Origin of the sequence: Microcoleus sp. K4-B3, from assembly GCF_036704615.1 — a bacterium.
Taxonomy (GTDB): domain Bacteria; phylum Cyanobacteriota; class Cyanobacteriia; order Cyanobacteriales; family Microcoleaceae; genus Microcoleus.
On the sequence record NZ_JAUBSF010000027.1, the window covers coordinates 49339 to 68496 of the forward strand.

19 protein-coding genes are annotated in these 19158 nt (G+C 43.9%); 7 read left to right on the top strand and 12 right to left on the bottom strand.

All coding sequences use genetic code 11. The features are described from left to right. Window positions 1-89: 89 nt before the first annotated feature. Together QUA78_RS14305 and QUA78_RS14310 are read left to right on the top strand one after the other, a co-directional pair. Complete coding sequence (locus tag QUA78_RS14305; protein ID WP_333301382.1) at window positions 90-314, top strand: hypothetical protein; 225 nt, start codon at window positions 90-92, stop codon at window positions 312-314. Further along, a complete protein-coding gene (locus QUA78_RS14310) occupies window positions 314-769 on the top strand; it encodes a hypothetical protein (protein ID WP_333301384.1) in 456 nt (151 codons plus the stop codon). The genes QUA78_RS14305 and QUA78_RS14310 overlap by 1 nt, the downstream gene beginning before the upstream one ends. A gap of 174 nt (window positions 770-943) precedes the next feature. On the opposite strand, the gene QUA78_RS14315 is transcribed toward QUA78_RS14310, so the two are convergent. From QUA78_RS14315 to QUA78_RS14335, 5 genes are all read right to left on the bottom strand, one after another. After that, a complete protein-coding gene (locus QUA78_RS14315) occupies window positions 944-1357 on the bottom strand; it encodes a PIN domain-containing protein (RefSeq protein WP_333301385.1) in 414 nt (137 codons plus the stop codon). Further along, window positions 1354-1704 (bottom strand): hypothetical protein, encoded by a 351-nt coding sequence (locus QUA78_RS14320; protein WP_333301387.1) that lies wholly within the window; start codon window positions 1702-1704, stop codon window positions 1354-1356. Before QUA78_RS14320 ends, QUA78_RS14315 begins: the two co-directional genes overlap by 4 nt. A 144-nt stretch (window positions 1705-1848) precedes the next feature. Further along, window positions 1849-2184: a DUF5615 family PIN-like protein gene (locus QUA78_RS14325; protein ID WP_333301389.1), complete on the bottom strand. Its 336-nt coding sequence runs from the start codon at window positions 2182-2184 to the stop codon at window positions 1849-1851. After that, entirely contained in the window at window positions 2184-2414 is a 231-nt protein-coding gene (locus QUA78_RS14330) for a DUF433 domain-containing protein (protein ID WP_242725088.1), read from the bottom strand. Before QUA78_RS14330 ends, QUA78_RS14325 begins: the two co-directional genes overlap by 1 nt. Window positions 2415-2653: 239 nt before the next feature. Further along, the gene (locus QUA78_RS14335) at window positions 2654-5608 is read right to left on the bottom strand and encodes a hypothetical protein (protein WP_333301390.1); all 2955 of its coding nucleotides are present in this window, start codon (window positions 5606-5608) and stop codon (window positions 2654-2656) included. 486 nt (window positions 5609-6094) lie between these two features. On the opposite strand from QUA78_RS14335, the gene QUA78_RS14340 reads away from it, so the two are divergent. The 3 genes from QUA78_RS14340 to QUA78_RS14350 all read left to right on the top strand — a co-directional run bounded on the left by QUA78_RS14340 (window position 6095) and on the right by QUA78_RS14350 (window position 12526). Continuing rightward, window positions 6095-7996, top strand: coding sequence for a glycosyltransferase family 39 protein (locus QUA78_RS14340; protein ID WP_333301391.1), 1902 nt, complete (start codon window positions 6095-6097; stop codon window positions 7994-7996). A gap of 402 nt (window positions 7997-8398) precedes the next feature. Continuing rightward, window positions 8399-10984: a zinc metalloprotease HtpX gene (locus tag QUA78_RS14345; RefSeq protein ID WP_333301392.1), complete on the top strand. Its 2586-nt coding sequence runs from the start codon at window positions 8399-8401 to the stop codon at window positions 10982-10984. 987 nt (window positions 10985-11971) lie between these two features. Next, window positions 11972-12526 (top strand): RNA-binding protein, encoded by a 555-nt coding sequence (locus QUA78_RS14350; protein WP_333301393.1) that lies wholly within the window; start codon window positions 11972-11974, stop codon window positions 12524-12526. 362 nt (window positions 12527-12888) lie between these two features. Here QUA78_RS14350 and QUA78_RS14355 read toward each other — a convergent pair whose 3' ends face one another. Both QUA78_RS14355 and QUA78_RS14360 read right to left on the bottom strand, forming a co-directional pair. Next, window positions 12889-13896, bottom strand: coding sequence for a tellurite resistance TerB family protein (locus tag QUA78_RS14355; RefSeq protein ID WP_333301394.1), 1008 nt, complete (start codon window positions 13894-13896; stop codon window positions 12889-12891). Window positions 13897-14060: 164 nt separating this feature from the next. After that, on the bottom strand, window positions 14061-14216 hold the full coding sequence (locus QUA78_RS14360) for a hypothetical protein (protein WP_333301395.1): 156 nt from the start codon (window positions 14214-14216) through the stop codon (window positions 14061-14063). 95 nt (window positions 14217-14311) lie between these two features. On the opposite strand from QUA78_RS14360, the gene QUA78_RS14365 reads away from it, so the two are divergent. Then, window positions 14312-15806 (top strand): IS5 family transposase gene (locus tag QUA78_RS14365; RefSeq protein WP_333301396.1). Its coding sequence is split into 2 segments (ribosomal slippage): window positions 14312-15388 and window positions 15390-15806, totalling 1494 coding nucleotides; the frame shifts between segments, so codons are not numbered across the junction. Between the two features lie 39 nt (window positions 15807-15845). Here the strand turns inward: QUA78_RS14365 and QUA78_RS14370 are convergent. Then, the gene (locus tag QUA78_RS14370; protein WP_333301397.1) at window positions 15846-16028 is read right to left on the bottom strand and encodes a CHAT domain-containing protein; all 183 of its coding nucleotides are present in this window, start codon (window positions 16026-16028) and stop codon (window positions 15846-15848) included. 114 nt (window positions 16029-16142) lie between these two features. Here QUA78_RS14370 and QUA78_RS14375 point away from each other — a divergent pair, with 114 nt between their 5' ends. Beyond that, window positions 16143-16448, top strand: a complete 306-nt coding sequence (locus QUA78_RS14375; RefSeq protein ID WP_333301398.1) for a hypothetical protein — start codon at window positions 16143-16145, stop codon at window positions 16446-16448. Window positions 16449-16560: 112 nt separating this feature from the next. Here QUA78_RS14375 and QUA78_RS14380 read toward each other — a convergent pair whose 3' ends face one another. The 4 genes from QUA78_RS14380 to QUA78_RS14395 all read right to left on the bottom strand — a co-directional run bounded on the left by QUA78_RS14380 (window position 16561) and on the right by QUA78_RS14395 (window position 19051). Then, window positions 16561-16767 carry a hypothetical protein gene (locus QUA78_RS14380; protein WP_333301399.1) on the bottom strand — a complete coding sequence of 69 codons (207 nt, stop codon included), beginning with the start codon at window positions 16765-16767 and terminating at the stop codon, window positions 16561-16563. 449 nt (window positions 16768-17216) lie between these two features. After that, window positions 17217-18170, bottom strand: a complete 954-nt coding sequence (locus QUA78_RS14385) for a hypothetical protein (RefSeq protein ID WP_333301400.1) — start codon at window positions 18168-18170, stop codon at window positions 17217-17219. A 351-nt stretch (window positions 18171-18521) separates the two neighbouring features. Next, the gene (locus QUA78_RS14390) at window positions 18522-18767 is read right to left on the bottom strand and encodes a hypothetical protein (RefSeq protein WP_333301401.1); all 246 of its coding nucleotides are present in this window, start codon (window positions 18765-18767) and stop codon (window positions 18522-18524) included. 11 nt (window positions 18768-18778) lie between these two features. After that, entirely contained in the window at window positions 18779-19051 is a 273-nt protein-coding gene (locus QUA78_RS14395) for a hypothetical protein (RefSeq protein ID WP_333301402.1), read from the bottom strand. Between the last annotated feature and the right edge of the window lie 107 nt (window positions 19052-19158).

Sequence of the window (19158 nt, forward strand, 5' to 3'; positions counted from 1 at the left end):
CTAAAGATGCGCCTTGACACAGTGCTGCAAACACCGAGCAAAGACGACTTCTCCAATGTTGTAGAGCCAACACAGGAGCTATATCAATAATGACAAATAACGATCCAAATAGGTGGCTGCGCTACGATTCAGAGAGGGATATCTCTCGACACAGCGCCACCAACCCGCAGAAATGTCGGGATATGCAAAAGAAGTATGGCTGGAAACTAATCGACATTGAGGAAATCGAAAATAAGTACATTTTTGAAGTTGATTGCGTGTTCAAAGGGAAAACAAAATTTCCCAACTATATCGAAGAAAAGGAGGAAGAGTGATGCAAAAATACATTATTTTTCAGGCTGAGTCAGGTGAAGATGAAGGCTGGAGACAGAGAAAACTCCAACACAGCCAAGCTCTAACTTTTATTATTGCAGAAAACTGGGATTCTTCTCAGGAACCGATTCCTGAACCGGGATATCGCCCTGTAGAATTTGTGCGGGTGGAGTCAGAACACGATCCACAGGAACACGCACACAATACTCACTATCGCGTCAGCGATTGGGAAGTTGTGCGGGTGCAAACATACACGCCTGATATTCCAACTCCGATGAGCGAGTATGACGTAATTGTGATGTGTTACTGTCGGTACAACCCGATCGATGCTCCTCTCAAACCGATGCCGAAACGACAGGTATCGATCGATTCTTTTGGTGGCGATGAGGTGGCTTACAAGCAATACCTGGAATCGGAAAAGGGCAAGAATTATGCGCCATCAGGTATCAAGTCTTAGGGCTGACGCGCGGGTGGTCAGAAACCGGGTTTTTCCCTTGAATAATTCGTTGTGATGCGTAGATTCTGCCAAAAACCGGGTTTCTTTGTCGGAGTGTCGCCCAATTCGTAAGGTGCGTCAGTTGGAAAACCCTAATTTTTATGAGTAAACTAAAGACTGACGCACCCTACAAGCTTATCTCAAACGTTCTAATAACTCTTTAGGTGATAGAATTGGTAAGCTGGAATCAGCGAAATCTCCTGCATCGCGGGTTACAATAGCCTCCAAGTTATCTGACAGCGCACAAGCTAACTGCACGGCATCTTCAAAATCGGTTAAATTAGATGCAAATGCTATTTCCAAAACGTGGCGATCGACGGCAGATACTTTCATTAATGCTAGTGTTTCAGCAATAGCTTGCCTAGCGCGATCGAGGCTGCGAGTTTGCCTTCTGACAATGTAGAAGATATTTGTTAAAGTTGTTGCCGTTACATATCCCTCAAGTTGCTCTTTTTCGATCGCCTCAAATAAAGCATCAGCATCTTCTACAAACGGTTCTCGTTCTAGCAAACTATCAAGGATAATGTTGGTGTCTATTAATACCTTCATTTTAGGTATTTCTCCACCAAACGCTCTTCTAACATGAGTGCAACTTCGGCATCTGTTGGAGGTGGCATATCAGTTTTTGCTAGCCCTCTGAGTCGCTTTGCCGCACCTTTGCGATCGGGCCGCAATCTGAGTTTAATTTCCGCATCTGTTGCGGGTGGTGTATCAGTTTTTGCTAGCCCCGTCATGGGTTCCACAAAGTCATCTAGCAGAGGTTGGCGGGGTCTGAGTTCCTGTCTGATGGACTCAACAATCGCGTTGACTAGAGCTAATCTGTCGGTAACTGATAGTTTGTGCGCTTCTCGGCTTAATGGCAGCCAAGGAATTTGCGGTATTTGGGATTCGTTCATATTTTTTATATTTTGATATTTTCTGGGTCTATTTTAGCAAATTTAGGGCTTACGCGCGGGTGGCCAGAAACCGGGTTTTTTCCTTGAATAATTCGTTGTGATGCGTAGATTCAGCCAAAAAACAGATTTCTTTAAACGTTTTTATTAAAATAAACTGATAATACCGCTATTAGAAGTGTCACTTAAAGCTGCGATCGCATCATAGTTCTCTCTTAGTAGCCTCTCGATATCCCGCGTCGAGCAATTTCCGCGCCGTATCCAAATTACCTTCGGAGGAAATCCCAACAATAGACTCAATTCGCTAAAATCCGCATCCTTGGTAACGACAATATAGTCATGCTGACGAGCATACTCCCAAACTTCGCGATCGGGTGCGGTAGGTAATCCAATTGCATCAACATGAGCGGAATCTGGATAAAGATCAGCAAGGAGATTGACAAGACGAGGAGAGAGGTTTTGGTCAAATAACAGTAGTTTCATCACCCAACAACTAACATAAACTGCTCTCGTTTCGCAGCGAAACTCAAGCAAGCTAAAATATCCTGTTGCGTGAGATAGGGAAAATCCTCTAGGATTTCTTGATAAGTCATCCCAGAAGCGAGATATTCCAACACGTCATAAACCGTAATTCTCATACCTCGAATACAAGGTTTACCACCTCGCTTACCCGGTTCGATCGTAATGATCTTAGCGATGTCTTGTTCTGACATGGCATTTTTCCTTTAGCTACTGTTTTCAATTTTAGCATCAAAAAATAGCGATCGGTACTTACCCCGCAGTTTCTTTGAGGGCTGACGCATGGGTGGCCAGAAACCGGGTTTTTCCCTTGAATACTTGGTTGTGATTCGCAGATTCGGCCCAAAACCCGGTTTCTTTGTCGGAGTGCGTAAATCCTGTGAACTTTCGGTGTAAGTTAACTCGACACGTCCTCCTCCTTAATGTCGCGTCTTTACTCATTTCGATCGAGGTAACTGCTGACAGTATCGTCACCCAAATTATCGAGAAGTTGTTGCAGCGCATCGCGGCTATTGCGAACCAGATCGTTGTTAGGAGCAATGGCTAAAGAGCGATCGAACATTTCCAGCGCCTCTTGCCAATTCTTGAGTGCTTCCTGTCTCTCAGATAATTTTTCTTGCAAATCACCCAGACATCGCAGCGCATTTCCTTTGTTGGTGAGAGCAGCGATATCATCCGGTGCAATAAGTAACACAGAATTACAGGCTGCGATCGCCTCAAAGTAAGACTGTTTTGCCGCCTGAAATTCACTTAGCTGTGATTGCAAATAACCCAGACTTTGCAGCGCAATCCCTTTATTATTGAGAGGAAAAATATAATCCGGTGCAATAAGTAAAGCAGAATTATAGGCAGCGATCGCCTCAAAGTAAGACTGTTTTGCCGTCTCAAATTCACTTATCTTTGCTTGCAAATCACCCAGACTTCGCAGCGCATTCCCTTTTTTGTTGAGAGCATTGATATAATCCGGTGCAATAAGTAAAGCAGAATTACAGGCAGCGATCGCCTCAAAGTAAGACTTTTTTGCCGCCTCAAATTCACTTAGCTTTGCTTGCAAATAACCCAGACTTGTTAGCGCACTCCCTTTATTCTTGAGAGCATTGATATAATCCGGTGCAATAAGTAAAGCAGAATTACAGGCAGCGATCGCCTCAAAGTAAGACTGTTTTGCCACCTCAAATTCACTTAGATTTGCTTGCAAATAACCCAGACTTGTTAGCGCCTTCCCTTTGTTGTTGAGAGCACAAACATCATCCGGTGCAATAAGTAAAGCAGAATTACAGGCTGCGATCGCCTTAAAGTAAGACTGTTTTGCCGCCTCAAATTCACTTAGCTTTGCTTGCAATTCACCCAGACTTTGCAGCGCAATCCCTTTGTTTTTGAGAGCCATGATATAATCCGGTGCAATAAGTAAAGCAGAATTACAGGCAGCGATCGCCTCAAAGTAAGACTGTTTTGCCGCCTCAAATTCACTTAGCTTTGCTTGCAATTCACCCAGACTTTGCAGCACCTTCCCTTTGTTGTTGAGAGCCATGATATAATCCGGTGCAATAAGTAAAGCAGAATTACAGGCTGCAACTGCCTCTAAATATTCTTGTTTTGCCTCTACATATCGAGCAAACTGAGCATAGTAATCTCCCTCCGATCGCGAAACTCTACCAAGCCAATAATCACTTTTAATCCACAACTCATCTCTAACTTCCAGCAGCGCCTCGCATTCCTTATAGCGACTCTTTCTCAAAGCTTCATCAAACACCTCTTTCCATTCTTCTACACCCCGCTGCCAATCCAAGCGATTAGCATGAAAAATTGCCTCCGCCGCATTCCCCACTTCTCGATAATGCCCCTCTAAAACCTCATGAGCCCTGCGAGTTTTCGGATGATCCCGATCGGCATCCAAACGCCGCAATAAATCGTGAATCCGATACCAGTTATCCCCCCGCTTCTGCGATTTCCACACAAAGGAAAAACCCGTCAACATCTCAAAATTTGCACTGCTTGCCTGGAAGTGGCAACCAGATCCCAATTTTACGTACAAATCCTCATCAAAAGCGCGGCCAGCACTCAGCGAATGCACGGCCGATCGCACTTCGCGATCGACATAACTCAGCAACCGATCTGTTAATTCCGCAGTCTTGTTTTCCAACTTCGGAATCCGCGCAAAATCCGACGACAGCAACTCAATTCCCCGCCTTCTTTCTGCCAGCACCGCATCCGCGCACAAACCCAAATAAAACGGATGTACCTGCAAATTCTCCAAATTATCAGCGGGATTGACGCTGGCATATTTAATTACAGCATCTGCCAAATCTGCCTTGTCAATCTTCACTTTGTGCAAGTAATCCCTCGCATCATCCGGCGACAAATGCCACACCAATTGTGCATCTATATAATCTGCGGGAATCGGAAACCTTGACGCATTCGGCCACCGCAATTGCGTCACCGGACACTCTCGCCCCGCCACAACAACTACAATCCCCAATTTGTAATCCAATGCCCTCAACAACCGCCGAAACCACTCATCTTGATACCAAAAAGTTGCGCCTTGAGAATTGCGTTTTTCATCCCACATTTTCTCGTGAGTATCGAACAGCATCACGAGGCGATCGGGTTTATATTTGCCAGCCATTGTCGCATTCAAATCCCCAGCAAACAATTTCGGCAAATAGTCGGTTAACTCAGTATCAATATCTAGACGGCGAATTTCCTCCGCCTTTTCATCGCTGACGCCCAAGCGATTTTGAATTAATTTCATCGCCCGCTTAATCCCGCCCAATTTATCTATCCCTTTGAGCACCGCTACAGCTTGCGCCACCACCGGAAAATCTGCAAAAGTTTCAATTATAGGTACCACCAATTCCGCCACATCATCGGGGAAAAGTTGGTTGAGAGTTGCCTGTGATTCGCCTTTGTTCAGCAAATACCAAAAGCAAGCAAAGTCATAATTTGGAAATTTAAATTTATATTTCTTAGTGGCTGCTGCCAGATTTCGGCGCAGCATCAGCAAGCCGTAAAATCTATCTTGCGGTTTATCTTCTTTAATCGGTATCAATCCGAAATCGTGTCTGACTGCGGGTATGGGAGTGTAGGTCTTAGGTTCAGCATAGCGGACAAAATCAGCAACTTGGGCGGCTTGTGATTCTGGGATGTCGTGCAATTGTTTCCACACCTGCGGCGAAAATCTTTTGCAGCAGTGAAACTGCAAGTGTTGTAGCAGCAAAGACTTGCCGTTGCCTCCATCTCCGTAAAAATACAAAATTTGTTGGCGCGCGGGGTCTTCGTTTAAATAAAAGGCAAATCGGCGGGTAAATTCGTATCTGTCGGTAAAAAGTTCCAGTTTGCGATCGTCGCTAATAGATTCGCTTTCAAAATCTTCGTCGTCAATTGGCATATTTGTTCGGGTGTGGTATGATTTATGGGTGTTTGGTGGGATGTTGGGTTTGGGCTTTGGTTTTATTTTAGCGCGTTAAACCCGCATTCCGGCAGGGATGTCAGCCCAGCCTCAAACCGAAAGTCATTGCTATGAGGAGTGATCGGTTATAATTCAGGGTGTACAATACGCACCTTACCCCTAACCAACTAAAAAACTTTGTATATCCAAAACTTTGGATAGTTTTTGATTGCCAACCGTAGAATAAGTAGGTCGGCGCGATTACACTAAACTATGTCAGAGTGTGTAAACAGGGCACGCGAGTGCTGCGATCGCGCATTATGGATATTTTACAATAGTTTACATAGTTGCCTTTGACAGCGCCGACCTACTTAAAGGTTTCAGAGCAATTAGGCAGTTTAGCTACTTTCAGGAAAATCAAGCGCTTCAGGCTACAATCTAAAAAGAGTCTGCCATCTTGTAAATCAGCAAGTTAACAGTTTTTATATGTTTATTATTCTCCCAATTATTTGCTGGTGTTTAATTTTTGTAATTTTTTATAACTTCCATAGGTGCTGGCGGGTTGCCATCTTGGAGGCGTCAATATTATGGGGAGTTTTAGTAGCGGGAATCACCGAGTTTTTGAGTTCAATAAGGTTCCTTAACTTTAGTGGAATATTTGCTTTTTGGTTGTGGCTGGATTTGATATTAGGATTTATTGTAGTTAGAAAAGTAAGACTAAAAATTTTTTCTGTCAATTTTCAGAATATAAAAATACATCCTTTCTTGACTCTGCTTTTAACTGGTGTAGCTTTCATAACTTTGACAGTAGGTTTAATTGCTGTAGTAGCACCGTCAAACAACTGGGACTCTTTGGATTATCATCTGCCGCGCGTAGTTCACTGGATACAAAACCGCAGTGTTGAACACTATCCGACAAGCTACACGCCACAGTTATACAGTGCTCCTTGGTCGGGATTTGCTGTGATGCACTTGCACATTTTAAGCGGAGGCGATCGCTTCGCAAATCTTGTGCAATGGTTCAGTATGGTTGGTAGTCTAATTGGAGTATCGCTGATTGCTAAACAACTGGGAGGTGACTTACGGGGCCAAGTTTTTTCTGTGGTCTTGTGTGCAACTATTCCTGTGGGAATTCTCCACGCATCTAATGCTAAAGATACGTATGTAGTTGCTTTCTGGTTAGTTTGTTTTGTTTACTACGTTGTATCGACAATAAACGAAAAAATAACTTGGAATCATATATTGAAAATGAGTGCCAGTTTGGGACTTGCTATTTTTAGTAAAGGCACAGGATATATATATGGACTGCCATTTTTTCTCTGGTTTGTATTGATGGATTTTCAGCGAGATCGCAGACAAGTCTTTAAGCATATTTTTGCGATCGCTGCGGTGATTTTGCTGATTAACTCCGGTCACTATCTCCGGAATATAGAATTATTTGGCGCGCCCACTTCTACATATCCATACAAATGGAGTCCTGATGCCTATGGAATCCCTATTTTTATTTCAAGCATAGTGAAAAATGCTAGCTTGCACATGGTTATACCATTGGATTTTATTAATACCGATGTCCTGGATAAAGCAATACATAAACTCCACGAAATACTAGGCGTGGACATTAACGATCCGCGTAATACATTTGGTTCAAATTTTAATTTGCAAGCCCTCGTTCCAACTTTTGAAGACACAGCAGGCAACCCCATTCACTTCGGGCTATTATTGATAGCTGCGGTGGTGTGTCTAAGCAGTCGCAATTTGAGAAGCAATAAATATCTTGTCAGCTATCTAACAACTATATTCTGCTCATTTTTGTTATTTTGCTTGCTGATAAAATGGCAAATGTGGCACAGTCGCCTGCACTTACCTATTTTTGTGCTGATTTCCCCATTTATTGGTATAGTTTTCTCAAAAATTTATCATAAAAACATAGGAAATGTTATTATGATAATTCTCATACAGACATCATTAGTATATGTTTTATTAAACGAGTTTAGACCGATATTAGGAGAGCAAAATATATTCAACACTAACAGAATAGATCAATATTTGAGACCTGTTAGGAACGAGAAAAATAATTATACAAATGCAGCTAAATTTGTGACCCAAACGGAATGTAAAAATATTGGACTATCTTTATCAAGTATGGAGTATCCTTGGTGGATTCTTTTGAATAAACCTCACCAAGCGAGCCGCATTGAAAACATTAATGTCAAGAATATATCAAGCGTAAAAAACAGATTTTATCCCTACAATAATTTTATGCCTTGTGCTATTATTTCTGTGGAATCGGCGCCAAGCGAGGAGATTTATACCGCAGGAAATAGCTATATGAGAGGGTGGCATTCAGGAGGTTCAGGGCAGAAAATTCAGGTATTTGTTAGGCGATAATAAGCTAATATCATTGCGGCGGTCTTATGTGTTGTGGAAATAATTTATGTCTTCGTTAGTCGTCTGAAAACAGGAACGCGCAAGATATGAACAAGCTCAATTAACAGCCGAAAGGTTGGCTGAGCAATTGCGATAGGCAGGAATTGAACCAGATATTTAAGTAGAATAACTTAAAAAAAGAGAACACCGAGAGCCGCGACTTTTTAAAGCAGTCGGGGTTCTAATATATATATGAGTTACGCATAAATAACAAAGAAACCGGGTTTTAGAAACTGGGTTTTTCAGTTTAGTTAAAGCGTTAAATGCAGTATTTCCCTAAAAAAAACCGATTTCTGCGTCCAGGACTGATATACAGCAGATTCCAGCAAATAAAGTACACCTTAATCCCAAGCACTTACCAAAATGGTTGACAAACCCTTGCAACCGTACTCCATAAACCTGGAAATTGCTGTATTTTCAGGTCTAGGCTATCTTAGACAAGACGCGATCGCCAGCACTGTAATGGTATCTCCACCCAATCCAAATCAATCGGGTTCATCTGCAAAACAAGCTCTAGAGGCTGGGTTAGCTGCTTTGAAAGCGCGGGATTACGATCGGGCGATCGCCCTTTTAGAATCCGTTACCCAAACCGCCGCCAATGGGCCGTCGGGAATCCGCGCGCAGATGGGGTTAGTGGCTGCGTACAAAGCAACCGGTAATCTGAAAAAGGCGATCGCCCTGTGCTCTTCCCTCGCCAAAAGTCCCAACTCTCAAGTCAAAACTTGGGCCGATCGCGCTTTAACAGAATTAACCCCCCCTCGCCCCCCAAAACCACCGGAAAATAAACCAAAATCCGCAGAAACTCCCCCCGAAACAGGCTTTGTCGCCTTTGATGCCGGCCCTAAATCCCCGAAAAAAACGATTGGGGGCGATCGACCGACCGCAGATAAAAAAACAGGATTTTTACCTTTAGAGCCGACGGCCGCGCCTGGAAACGCCAAATCGCAACCGATTTCCCCGCTACCTCCACCCCCCACAGACCAGACTTCTGAACCGGAAAACTCGACAGAAACCGCACCCGAAACCGCAGAAATTAGCGGCGAAAATAGTTCCGGTTCCCCAACAGATATCCCCGGAGTCGCCAGCCCAGATACTTACCAACTCACTTGGCGCGAAGCAGGGCGCGCGAAAAGCCCGCGCCCGCTCAAACCGCTGAAGTTGCTGGAGTTTCGGCTGCAAGCCGTTGCAAGTGCGATCGCCCTATTTTTCCTCGCCCGGTTTATCCTGCAATTCCTGCTGACAAACACTAATTCTCTATTGGTTCAGCTTTACATATTCACTAGACTGCCTATTTTCGCGCCGATTCAGCTTTTTTACCGCGATCCAACTCCGTTTGTTCAGATGGTTTTTGGATTGCTTTTGGCCTCGTCTCCCTGGCTGATAGACGCGCTGCTGAAACTGTTTTGCGGCATCGAAACCCTGCGCGGGTCAGTTTTATCGAAGCACAGCAAGGAAGCTAGTCGGGTACTGCGAAGTTTTTGTACCAAGCAAAATATGCCGGTGCCGGTGCTGAAACTCTTGCCGCTGAATGTTCCTGTAGCTTTCAGTTACGGCTGTTTGCCCCGTTTTGCTCGGATTGCTGTGAGTCGGGGGCTGTTGGAACAGTTGACGGATGATGAAATTGCTACTATTTTCGCGCGGGAGTTGGGGCATATTTCTCACTGGGATTTTGCGCCGATGTCGCTGGCGATGCTGGTGATTCAGATTCCTTACTTGATTTATTGGCAGGTGGCGCACTGGCAAGAGCGGTTGTGTGATTTAATGACGATCGAGTTTTTGCGTTCTGCTGTTAAATTGGTGGCCGCTGCAATTTCTGCTACGAGTTACGGGATTTATAAGTTGTTGCGCTGGCCGATGTTGTGGGTGTCGCGCCGCAGGGTGTATTTTAGCGATCGGACTGCTGCGGAAATTACGGGCAATCCTAACGGTTTGACGCGGGCACTGGGTAAAATTGCGATCGGCATTGCTGGCAATATCGAGCAGCAAAAACAAACTAGCTTTTTTCTGGAAAGTTTCGATCTATTGTTACCTGTAGGCGTTGGACAAGCTGTAAGCCTTGGTTCTGCTGCATTACACGCGCCGCTAGAACAGATTTTGCTGTGGGATGTCAGCAATCGGGAGCGCAACTGGTTGACGGTTAACAGCGCGCATCCTTTGCTGGGAGAGCGTTTGAAGCTGTTGGCTCTTTATGCTCAATTCTGGAAGCTAGAGACAGAGTTAGATTTGGCAAACGCGGGAGTGCCAGAACAACCCAGGAAAGGAAAATTGTCTCTGTTGAAGTCAATACTCGAATTTAAAGACTCAAAACTATTTTTACAGGGTGCGCCGTTTTTTGGAATTCCGATGAGTTTGGCGATAGTCGGGTTGCTTTGGCTGATTGGCGGGATTTTTTCGAGGACGAGTTTTTGGCAGTTGGATTGGCTTTGGGGCGATCGATCGATTATTTGGGGCTGTTTGCCGATCGGATTTAGCATCGGTACTTTGATGCGGATCAATTATTTCTTCCCGGACATTACACCGCGAGAAACCGCTTCGCCGAGTTTGCCGGAAATTTTGTCAAATCCTGAGAGTTTGCCGCTGGATGCTGAACCGGTGCGGCTCTCCGGGCAACTTTTAGGTCGATCGGGTATGAGTAATTGGCTGGGACAAGATTTGATTTTGCAGACGGCGACGGGTTTGGTGAGGTTGCATTATGTTTCGAGGTTTGGCTACATTGGCTCTTTGTGGCCATTTTTGTTCAAAGAGACTACTCGCCCTAGCGATTTGATCGGAACATCTGTTGTGGCGACTGGTTGGCTGCGCCGGGGTGCTACTGTGGCGATCGACCTTGAAAGTCTCCGCAGTCAAGGAGGGAGGGTTAGTGACAGCGGACATCCGATTTGGTCTGCGATTTTGGCTTTTGCTGCTGCTTTTTGGGGCGCATACATCATTATCCAGGGCCCAAGGTGAGGAATAGTTGTCGGATTGTGGCGTGAATCCCTCTCAACGCGCAGCCAGGATCAGTTTTGAGTTAAACAGCGGAGGGGCGATCGGATTCTGGAGTGGCTCCCTACGCACCTTACAGTCTATCCGTTACATCCGTTACATCCGTTACAAAATCCTTTGCCGAACTTCCTTCTTCTTTCGTAAAGAAAAGTTGCTTTTTTGCCAGCATTCTGTTACATTAGTTTACAGGAGTTGGATTGAACCAAACAGCGCGATAACTTCAGTTGGCTAAAATCCCTTAAGGCATGGCGTAAAAATTGTCAACCTCCCAACACAGCAAGTACAGTCAGCCGCTTGTCGGCTGTTTTTTTTAGACCGCTATTTTTGCTGTGCCGGATGAATTCTCAAAAGTGATTCAGATGTGGTTTCCGTTAAATTCAGACTGAAATCTTCCTAAATAACTAGCTCTGTTACCAAGGCTGTGATACCTTTAAAGAATGCTCGGGCGCTGCCGGGCCTGATTTAAGGGATACCGGGTAAGTGAGTAGTTCTCAGCATTAGGAGCGAGATTAGGAGCGAGGTAAGATTACTGGCTGAAAAAATGTTAGCGATTTTATCCATCACTGTATTAAACTGAATACTGGCATTCCGATCGCTTGCAATTGACACATCCTTGGACATAAATTTCTACACGGCGCTGGCTATAAACATTCTGAATCAAAACCGGAAGCAAGTAATACAGAATAGCCAATAGCCTAAACATTTGAGTGATGACTAAAAGTTTACACAACAACCTGAGATTTAAAAGCTCTCTGCATCGGCGGTTAAGTTCCGGCCTTATCAGAGTAAATCATCTTTTTGTTCTAAAAGGTGGGGGGGGCTGTCAAGGTTGGTGGGAGGAATGCGCAAATTCTCGGGTTATGTGGTGTTTGCCTGAAGTCAATATTCAGTTGGCTTCAGGTAATTCTGTTCGAGCAAATTAATTAAAATCCAAGTCGGGAGGAATTTTTCATGTCTATTCGTCTTTATGTTGGCAATCTACCGAAGGAACTCGATCGCCAAGAATTGCAAGAAGTTTTTGCACCGGAGGGCGAATCTGTTACCACAAAGGTAATTACAGACCGCAAAACTGGAAAATGCAGAGGATTCGGTTTTGTGACGGTGCTAACCGACGAACAAGCCGACCAAGTTATTGAGAAGTACAACGGCTTGATGTTCAAAGAAAACCCGCTGAAAATAGAGAAGGCACTGCCCCGCTCTAAGGGTAAATCTGAGAAAGGCGAAGAAGATCAGCAGCAGTCGTCGCCGCAGTCACCGCAGTTGGTGTCGGCGTCGCAGCCTGTGCCTGTGCCTGTGCCACAGCAGCGCGAGGCTGCCCCTGCCCAAGGTGGAGGAGGTTCTAGTAAAAGCAATCGCCGTCGGGGTGACAACAACAAGTCTCGTCGCAATCAGTCAGCAGCAACGGTGCCGAACGCCGATTCCGGCTCGGTGCAGCCAGATCCGCGCTGGGCGAGCGCTCTGGAAGAGCTCAAGCAAAGATTGGTGGAAGCTCAGACTACTAATTAGTCGAAAATGGCGGCTAATTGCTGCTGTCTCTCGACTGCGGTTGACTGAATGTATCTGGAAGTGCGATCGAGAAAGGCTCAAAAAAGCCTGTTCTCGATCGCACTATTTTATTGTAAAAAACCTATAATATCTAGCAGTGCGGTAAAATAACCGCGCTCGGGCAAGTAGCGAGGACTTGAGTCCTGAGTTTTAGGAGGGATCAAGTCCTCACTAAAAACCTGTTTGATTTTGGTCGATCGACAGGACACGATGTAATATCCTGAGGATGGTTAGCAAAAAAACCCAGTTTCTCTGAAAATATGGGGTTGAGTAGCAAAACATCTAGAAAGAAACCGGGTTTTTAGCCCCTAAATAAGTCCTGTTTATTCGAGTGCCGAGAATTCGATAGTCTCAATAAACTCGAAAATCTTGTTCAAAATTCCCTCAACTTCAGACTCAAGGGAAACCAATTCATCCCCCTCCTGATAAATTCGCTGACAGCTTACCGTGTAGCAAAAATCGTCAGCGATAAAAGCCATAAGTCCCCGGTAAGCATCCAGCCGAGTAGCAGGGCGCTGGTTTTTCTGCACGCTCATAGTTGCACCTGCAGGCAAATCAACAACCGCGAAATAAGCTTCTTCATCTTCTAAATATTCCGCGTGAAGTAACTTAGAGTTGGCAATATTAGCAAGAATTGCCTCAGAAACAAAACTGTCTAAAAAAGACTTGAGATAAGCTTCCTCGCCAACCGACTCGATTGTTTCTTCCACTTCACCAGCAATAGGGAAATAATCAATTTTCAGCAAAACACCAAAGTCGTCAGAAAATGCAACAGAGCCTTCTTCCTCGTCAATTCTACCGCCTCGTTGCTCTTCAACTGGAATGGGGACGCTAAAATTGCCTTCAGGAGATACGTACAATTCCCCTTCTACATCAGACTCTTCGACATCTTCTTGAGAGTATGCAACAATTACATCCTCAATAATTTCCGCAGCTTCCTCGTCTTCCACACCTAATGCTTGCTGGAATTCTTGGAGAAAAGCCTCGTGCTTCTGAGATATTTTTCCATCTGCGACAAACATTGCTGCGGTTATGGCAAAAGTATCCAACACTAACTCATCTGGTAGTGACTCCCAAGCAGCATTAAATAATGCTCCTAAACCCTCTTGGGTAGCAATACCTGAGAGTCTTTGAAACATTGCTGACATATCATCTTCCGAGTATTCAGCAAATATTTCTGATTCCCAAAGTATGCTTTCTAAGATATCAGCATCCGTATCAGGGGAATTTGCCGACGCTGCGACAAGTGCTACCGCTGCTAGCGATTCCTCTGGAGTAAAGCTTGCTTCGGATTTGTCTTCAGAATTGAATATTTTATCAAAATTGCCCACTGGTTTTGCTCCACTAGAGTTGAGTTGTCCTCTTCATAGCAAATTTATGACATAAAAAGATAGTAGGCCTCGTTAATCTCCGCGCCGGACAAGGCGCTGTGCCGTTTCCCTACAGATATCGCGCCGGACAAGGCGCCGTGCCGTTTTCCTACAGATATCGCCTATTACCAAGGACTGCCAATGATTGTGAATCCGGCCCAAAACTTCGGGTGAGATAAATCTGAATTTGCTACTTGTGCCGATTGAGTAAGGTCGATCGTGCCTTGAGTTCCCCGCAATTGACCGTTTTTAACTAGGGCTTGCTGAATAATCGCTCGCATATTGCGTGGCGAAAGGTTTCGAGCGCGGGATCGAGAGTAAAGTGCAAGATAAACGGTTAAAATAGATCAAAACCCGTGCATCACCACCTGCGATCGTGTACCGAAAAGCTGAGCTTGCTCCCGCATCACCCTCCGACTTTGAACTTCCCTCATGTGGAAAGTTGTCAGCAGATAACCGTTGGATAAAGATGGCCCAAGTAATACCGTGGTCAGAATTTGAATCAGAATATGCTGAAAATTTCCCGACAGAGAAGGGGGCACCTGCCAAATCTTTTCGGATGGCATTGGGGGCATTAATTATTAAAGAAAAATTAGGAATTAGCGATAGAGAAACAGTAGAACAGAGCCGCGAAAACCCATATCTACAATACTTTATCGGTCAATCAAGTTACAGTAATGAACTACCATTTGACTCGTCTCTATTAGTTCACTTTAGGCAACGGATTAGTCTGAATTTAATTAATAAAGTGAACGAACGCACGGTAAAAAAAATGCTAGAAGTCACGCCTTCAAACCCGAAAAAAAAAAAGGATTCGGACGCCAAAAATGAGTCACCCAATTCCGGTAAACTAATCATAGATGCAACCTGCGCTCCCGCCGACATTACTTATCCGACCGACTTAGGATTATTAAACAGAGCCAGAGTTCATACCGAAAAAATCCTAGATATCCTGTATAAACAAGTTAAAGAAAAAATCCATAAAAAACCAAGAACCTACCGTAATCTAGCAAGAAAAGATTACTTATTAATAGCCAAACAAAGAAAAACCACCCGCAACAAAAGAAGACAGGCAATTAAAAAACAACTCCAATACATCAAAAGAAACCAGGCTCATATTGAGCAACTAATTGATGCGGGTGCGAGTCTAGAATGTCTGAATAAAAAGCAATATAAAACCTTGCTAGTCCTCACAGAAGTCGCTCGCCAACAACAGTGGTTATTTGATAACAATAAACAGAGCATTGATGATAGAATAGTAAGTTTAAGTCAACCCCACATTCGTCCTATTGTCAGAGGAAAAGCCGGGAAAAGCGTAGAGTTTGGAGCCAAACTATCAGCCAGTTGTTTTGAAGGATATGTGTTTTTAAACCGGATGAGCTGGGATAATTTTAACGAGTCAGGGGACTTAAAAGCACAAGTAGAAGCTTATTATAGCTTCACAGGATACTATCGGTGAATCAGTTCATGCAGATCGCATTTATCGTACAAGGGAAAACCGAGCTTGGTGTCATGAAAAAGGAATTAGAATTAGTGGGCCACCTTTAGGAAGACCCCCAGCAAATGTCAGTAAAGAAAAAAAGAAGCAAGCATTGGAAGATGAGAGGATTCGTCAGGCAATTGAGGGAAAATTTGGGCAAGGTAAACGAAGATTCAGCCTCGATCGCGTGATGGCAAAACTTGATAATACTTCTGGGACAGCCATTGCGATTACTTTTTTAGTAATGAACCTTTCTACCTGGTTGAGACGGGTTTTTTATGTGTTTTTGTGCCGATTTCGGAAAAAAACGCCTTGTTACGGAGCAGTTATTATCAGAAATTATAACTTGACCAATTATAGGCAACAAAAACTTATGTTTCTTCGAGCTTGAATCACCAATCAATTGCTCTCCTGATTTTCCATCACTTATTCAGCAAGCCCTAACTAAAATTTGTTTGTGGATCATTGCCAGTTGAGCTTTTCTGAGCGCTTCAGCTTTTATTGGGGCTGAACGCAAATTGCCATAAAACTCCGTCATCAGCGCTAAAGTGGCGACATCGTTAAGGCTGTAAGGTCGATCGCCCTTAAATCCTATAGTCCTGGACGCATCCAAACCAAAGAAACCGAGTTTTTTGCGGTTTTTGCTGTTAGTCAGCCCAATAACACGACTCCCGCGCCCGCAAATCTCAGCTTACAACCGTCAACAGCAGCGACTAATCCAGGTAGTTTGACAGTAAATTCTGCCAATACTATCCCCGACGATATCTTGCTAAATGGCGGTGCAATCCCCAGCATGATGACCTTTAGCAAAACCGACGATGACATCCTCATCTACGACAAAAACAGCTTGTTGAGTTCTATAATCAGCGCTCAAACTCAGCCAATTATTCCTTTGAACGGCACGACAGTTAATAGTGGAATTTATCCAACTGCTAATACTTCTGCCGACGACAACAACCTGTTAATTAATCCGGCTGCAAGTCCCAGCCACCCACTAGCAAATAGCGATTTGACTGGCATTTATAGCTTGTAGTAATTGTAGATTTTGTTGCAGGCTATCGAATAGATTTAAAACCTGGTTTCTTCAATAAACCAGGTTTTTTGCAGTAATTTTGTAGGAGAATTTCGGAGCGTAAACCATTCTGTTATTGTTGTTTTGTAGCCAGAAGATTCATTAAAACATTGGCAGCCTCAGAGCAATTGTATGGCGATCGGGCAGCATACTTTTGGTTCGCAACAAAGAAGTTTGCATCCTCTTCTTTGACAAGTTCTGTTGCAAGAAACTGCATCAGCCGAAGCTTGTCAATTTTTGGAATATCCTGGATTTCTGACATGAGTTCAGCCAATGGCATTCGATCGTCTCCTCGTCTGAGGATTGGTGAAAGTATTGGGGATGTTAGATTGTCGCATGGGGGCGATCGCTAGTATCTATTTATTCTACCAATTAGTCTGATAGATTGGCTCAGGATCTTCACAAGTAACTTTGCGATCGCGCATTATACTAGATCCGGGTTACTTACCCCCTTTATAAATCCTTCGTTTAGAACCAGAAATCCTGTGATTGCTTCACTTCGTTCGCAATGACAATAAAAGGGGTAGTCAACCCGGATTTGGTATTAAACAGTGATGCAAACCCACTCCGGAAATCGCACCCTAACGACAATTTTTGACTGCGCCCTGACAGATAACCTAGCGGTCTAACGTTGCTGTTCAGCGGCGGCCAATAACCTTTCGTGCCTAACCCGATGACGTTGATTCGGTTGGGTGCAAGCGAGTTGTTATGCGGCGGAACTAGCAGGCTTTATGCCTTTGTTTTTAGTAGGGAAGCAATTTCAATCATTAATTTTAGGCGCTCTGGCTGCATATAATCAAGATTTGCTGACCAGTTCAAAATATCTATGATTTCTGCTGATTTACTGGGAGCGAATTGATTGTTTGTTACCACTCTTCTTAGTGCCAATAAAGCAGCGTATTGAGTGTAGGGCATCTCCATAATACCAACTGCTCTAGAAACTAACAAATTTATATAATCAGTTGATGTGTTCCACTCAACGTGTTTGTAAGCAGACAAACGCTCTCCCCCCTTCTGGCTATTTAGCCTTTCATGAACAGGAAAATTTATAACTTTAGGAATTAAAGTCCACATTGTTGAGGAAATTTCGTGCATTAATTTTGTGCGGTTATGTCCATAGGGCATTTCATCTCTAACCCTATCGTAATAGCCAGCCAATTGATCTATCCGCTTCAATGCTTCCGTTGAATCTATATCGCTCGCAGGATCAACTAAAGCTATGGCATCTCGATAGCGTCCCTCAAGCTGCTGCTGCGTTTCCTGAGATGTTAGATTTATAGCCCCAATATCTGATATTTTTTCTTCGTATTTTTCTGATGCTTCTTGAACACCGTATTTTAGTTTAATTCTCAGTAGATTAGTCTCAATTTCCTCAATGCCTTGTTCGCGTAACCAATTTAAAGAACCTTGCACTTGCGGAAGTTGAGAAAGAATCCAAGGAAGTAAAATAGGAAGCCAAAAAAGAAAGAGAAGAACTAAAGTTACCGATGTAACCTTTAATTTAACTGAAAAACTCCAAATATTGCTGTTAACTTTATCCGATTTAAGAGAAATGCTGAGTACGCTTAATATGATTAAGATAATGATAGTAATCGAGTAGTTTTTTCTCAAAGAAGAGGAAAGACCCGAATAGATACTCAATCGCTCATCTTGATTAATCTTTCGATTTGAATTTCTATTCATACAATACCACACCACACTTTGCACTAGCGGTTTAACTTTGAACAATCTGAAGGCCTTCTACTCTACCTTAACTCAACAAATAAACCACCCCGATCGCCCTATCGGTGAGAAAAAGTGACATAATTTTGTAAAAACTTTTAAATGGTAAATTGTCGAGCTAGAAGAAAAAGCGATCCCCTACCTTTCGGGAACGCTGCGCGAACGGGATAGCTTCGATCGCGCGTACTTGCAACCTTGAGGACAGCTACAACTCATCGATCCTCACCAACCCGCCTTCTGTAAACTGAATAACAAGTTCTTGCTCGTCCAGCAAGGCAGTTCCAAGTAAAGGTCGCCTTCCTGTCGCCATGACTAGGACTTCTCGCTCTTCACCATCCCAAAGGACGATCGCGCTTCGTGAAGTGGTAGCAAGACTTCACTATTATCTGCCAAATTTGCGGGAATGTCGTGTCTAAAGGTCAAGCCCATCAATGAAACAGCTTCTAGAGGAAAACACAATTCCCCAGTGAAGCCTGTATCTATGACAAACTCAATAGGGATGCTTGAGCCATTCGGTAGCAAGAAAGTCAGCGTTACAGTTGCGTGTCTATTTGTCACAATCCCAGAAATCACTTGCAGACACGCTCCATGACACCACCAAATGAGACAGCAACTTTATATCCAATACGAATACCAAAGAGTCGGGCGTTTGGGTGCTTCTTGCTAAGGTTACGGGATGCTTGCAATCCAGTTTTATCGACTTCATAATCACCTGTCTCAATGTCGATGATGACCATCTTGCCGATGTTCTCTTCCACCTCTACCTTTGGGCGGATGTTGCTTTCGTACAATTGCTTTGCACGTTGTGCAACTTCTTCGCGGCTTAAAAGGATGGTCTGCATATATTGACTCCCGATCGCTACGCTTTTCTGTGGTAGAGTCGATAGGGGAATTTCTACCCCTACCTCTCCTTCAAAACGGAACGTGAAACTTTCGCTTCATTCCGCTC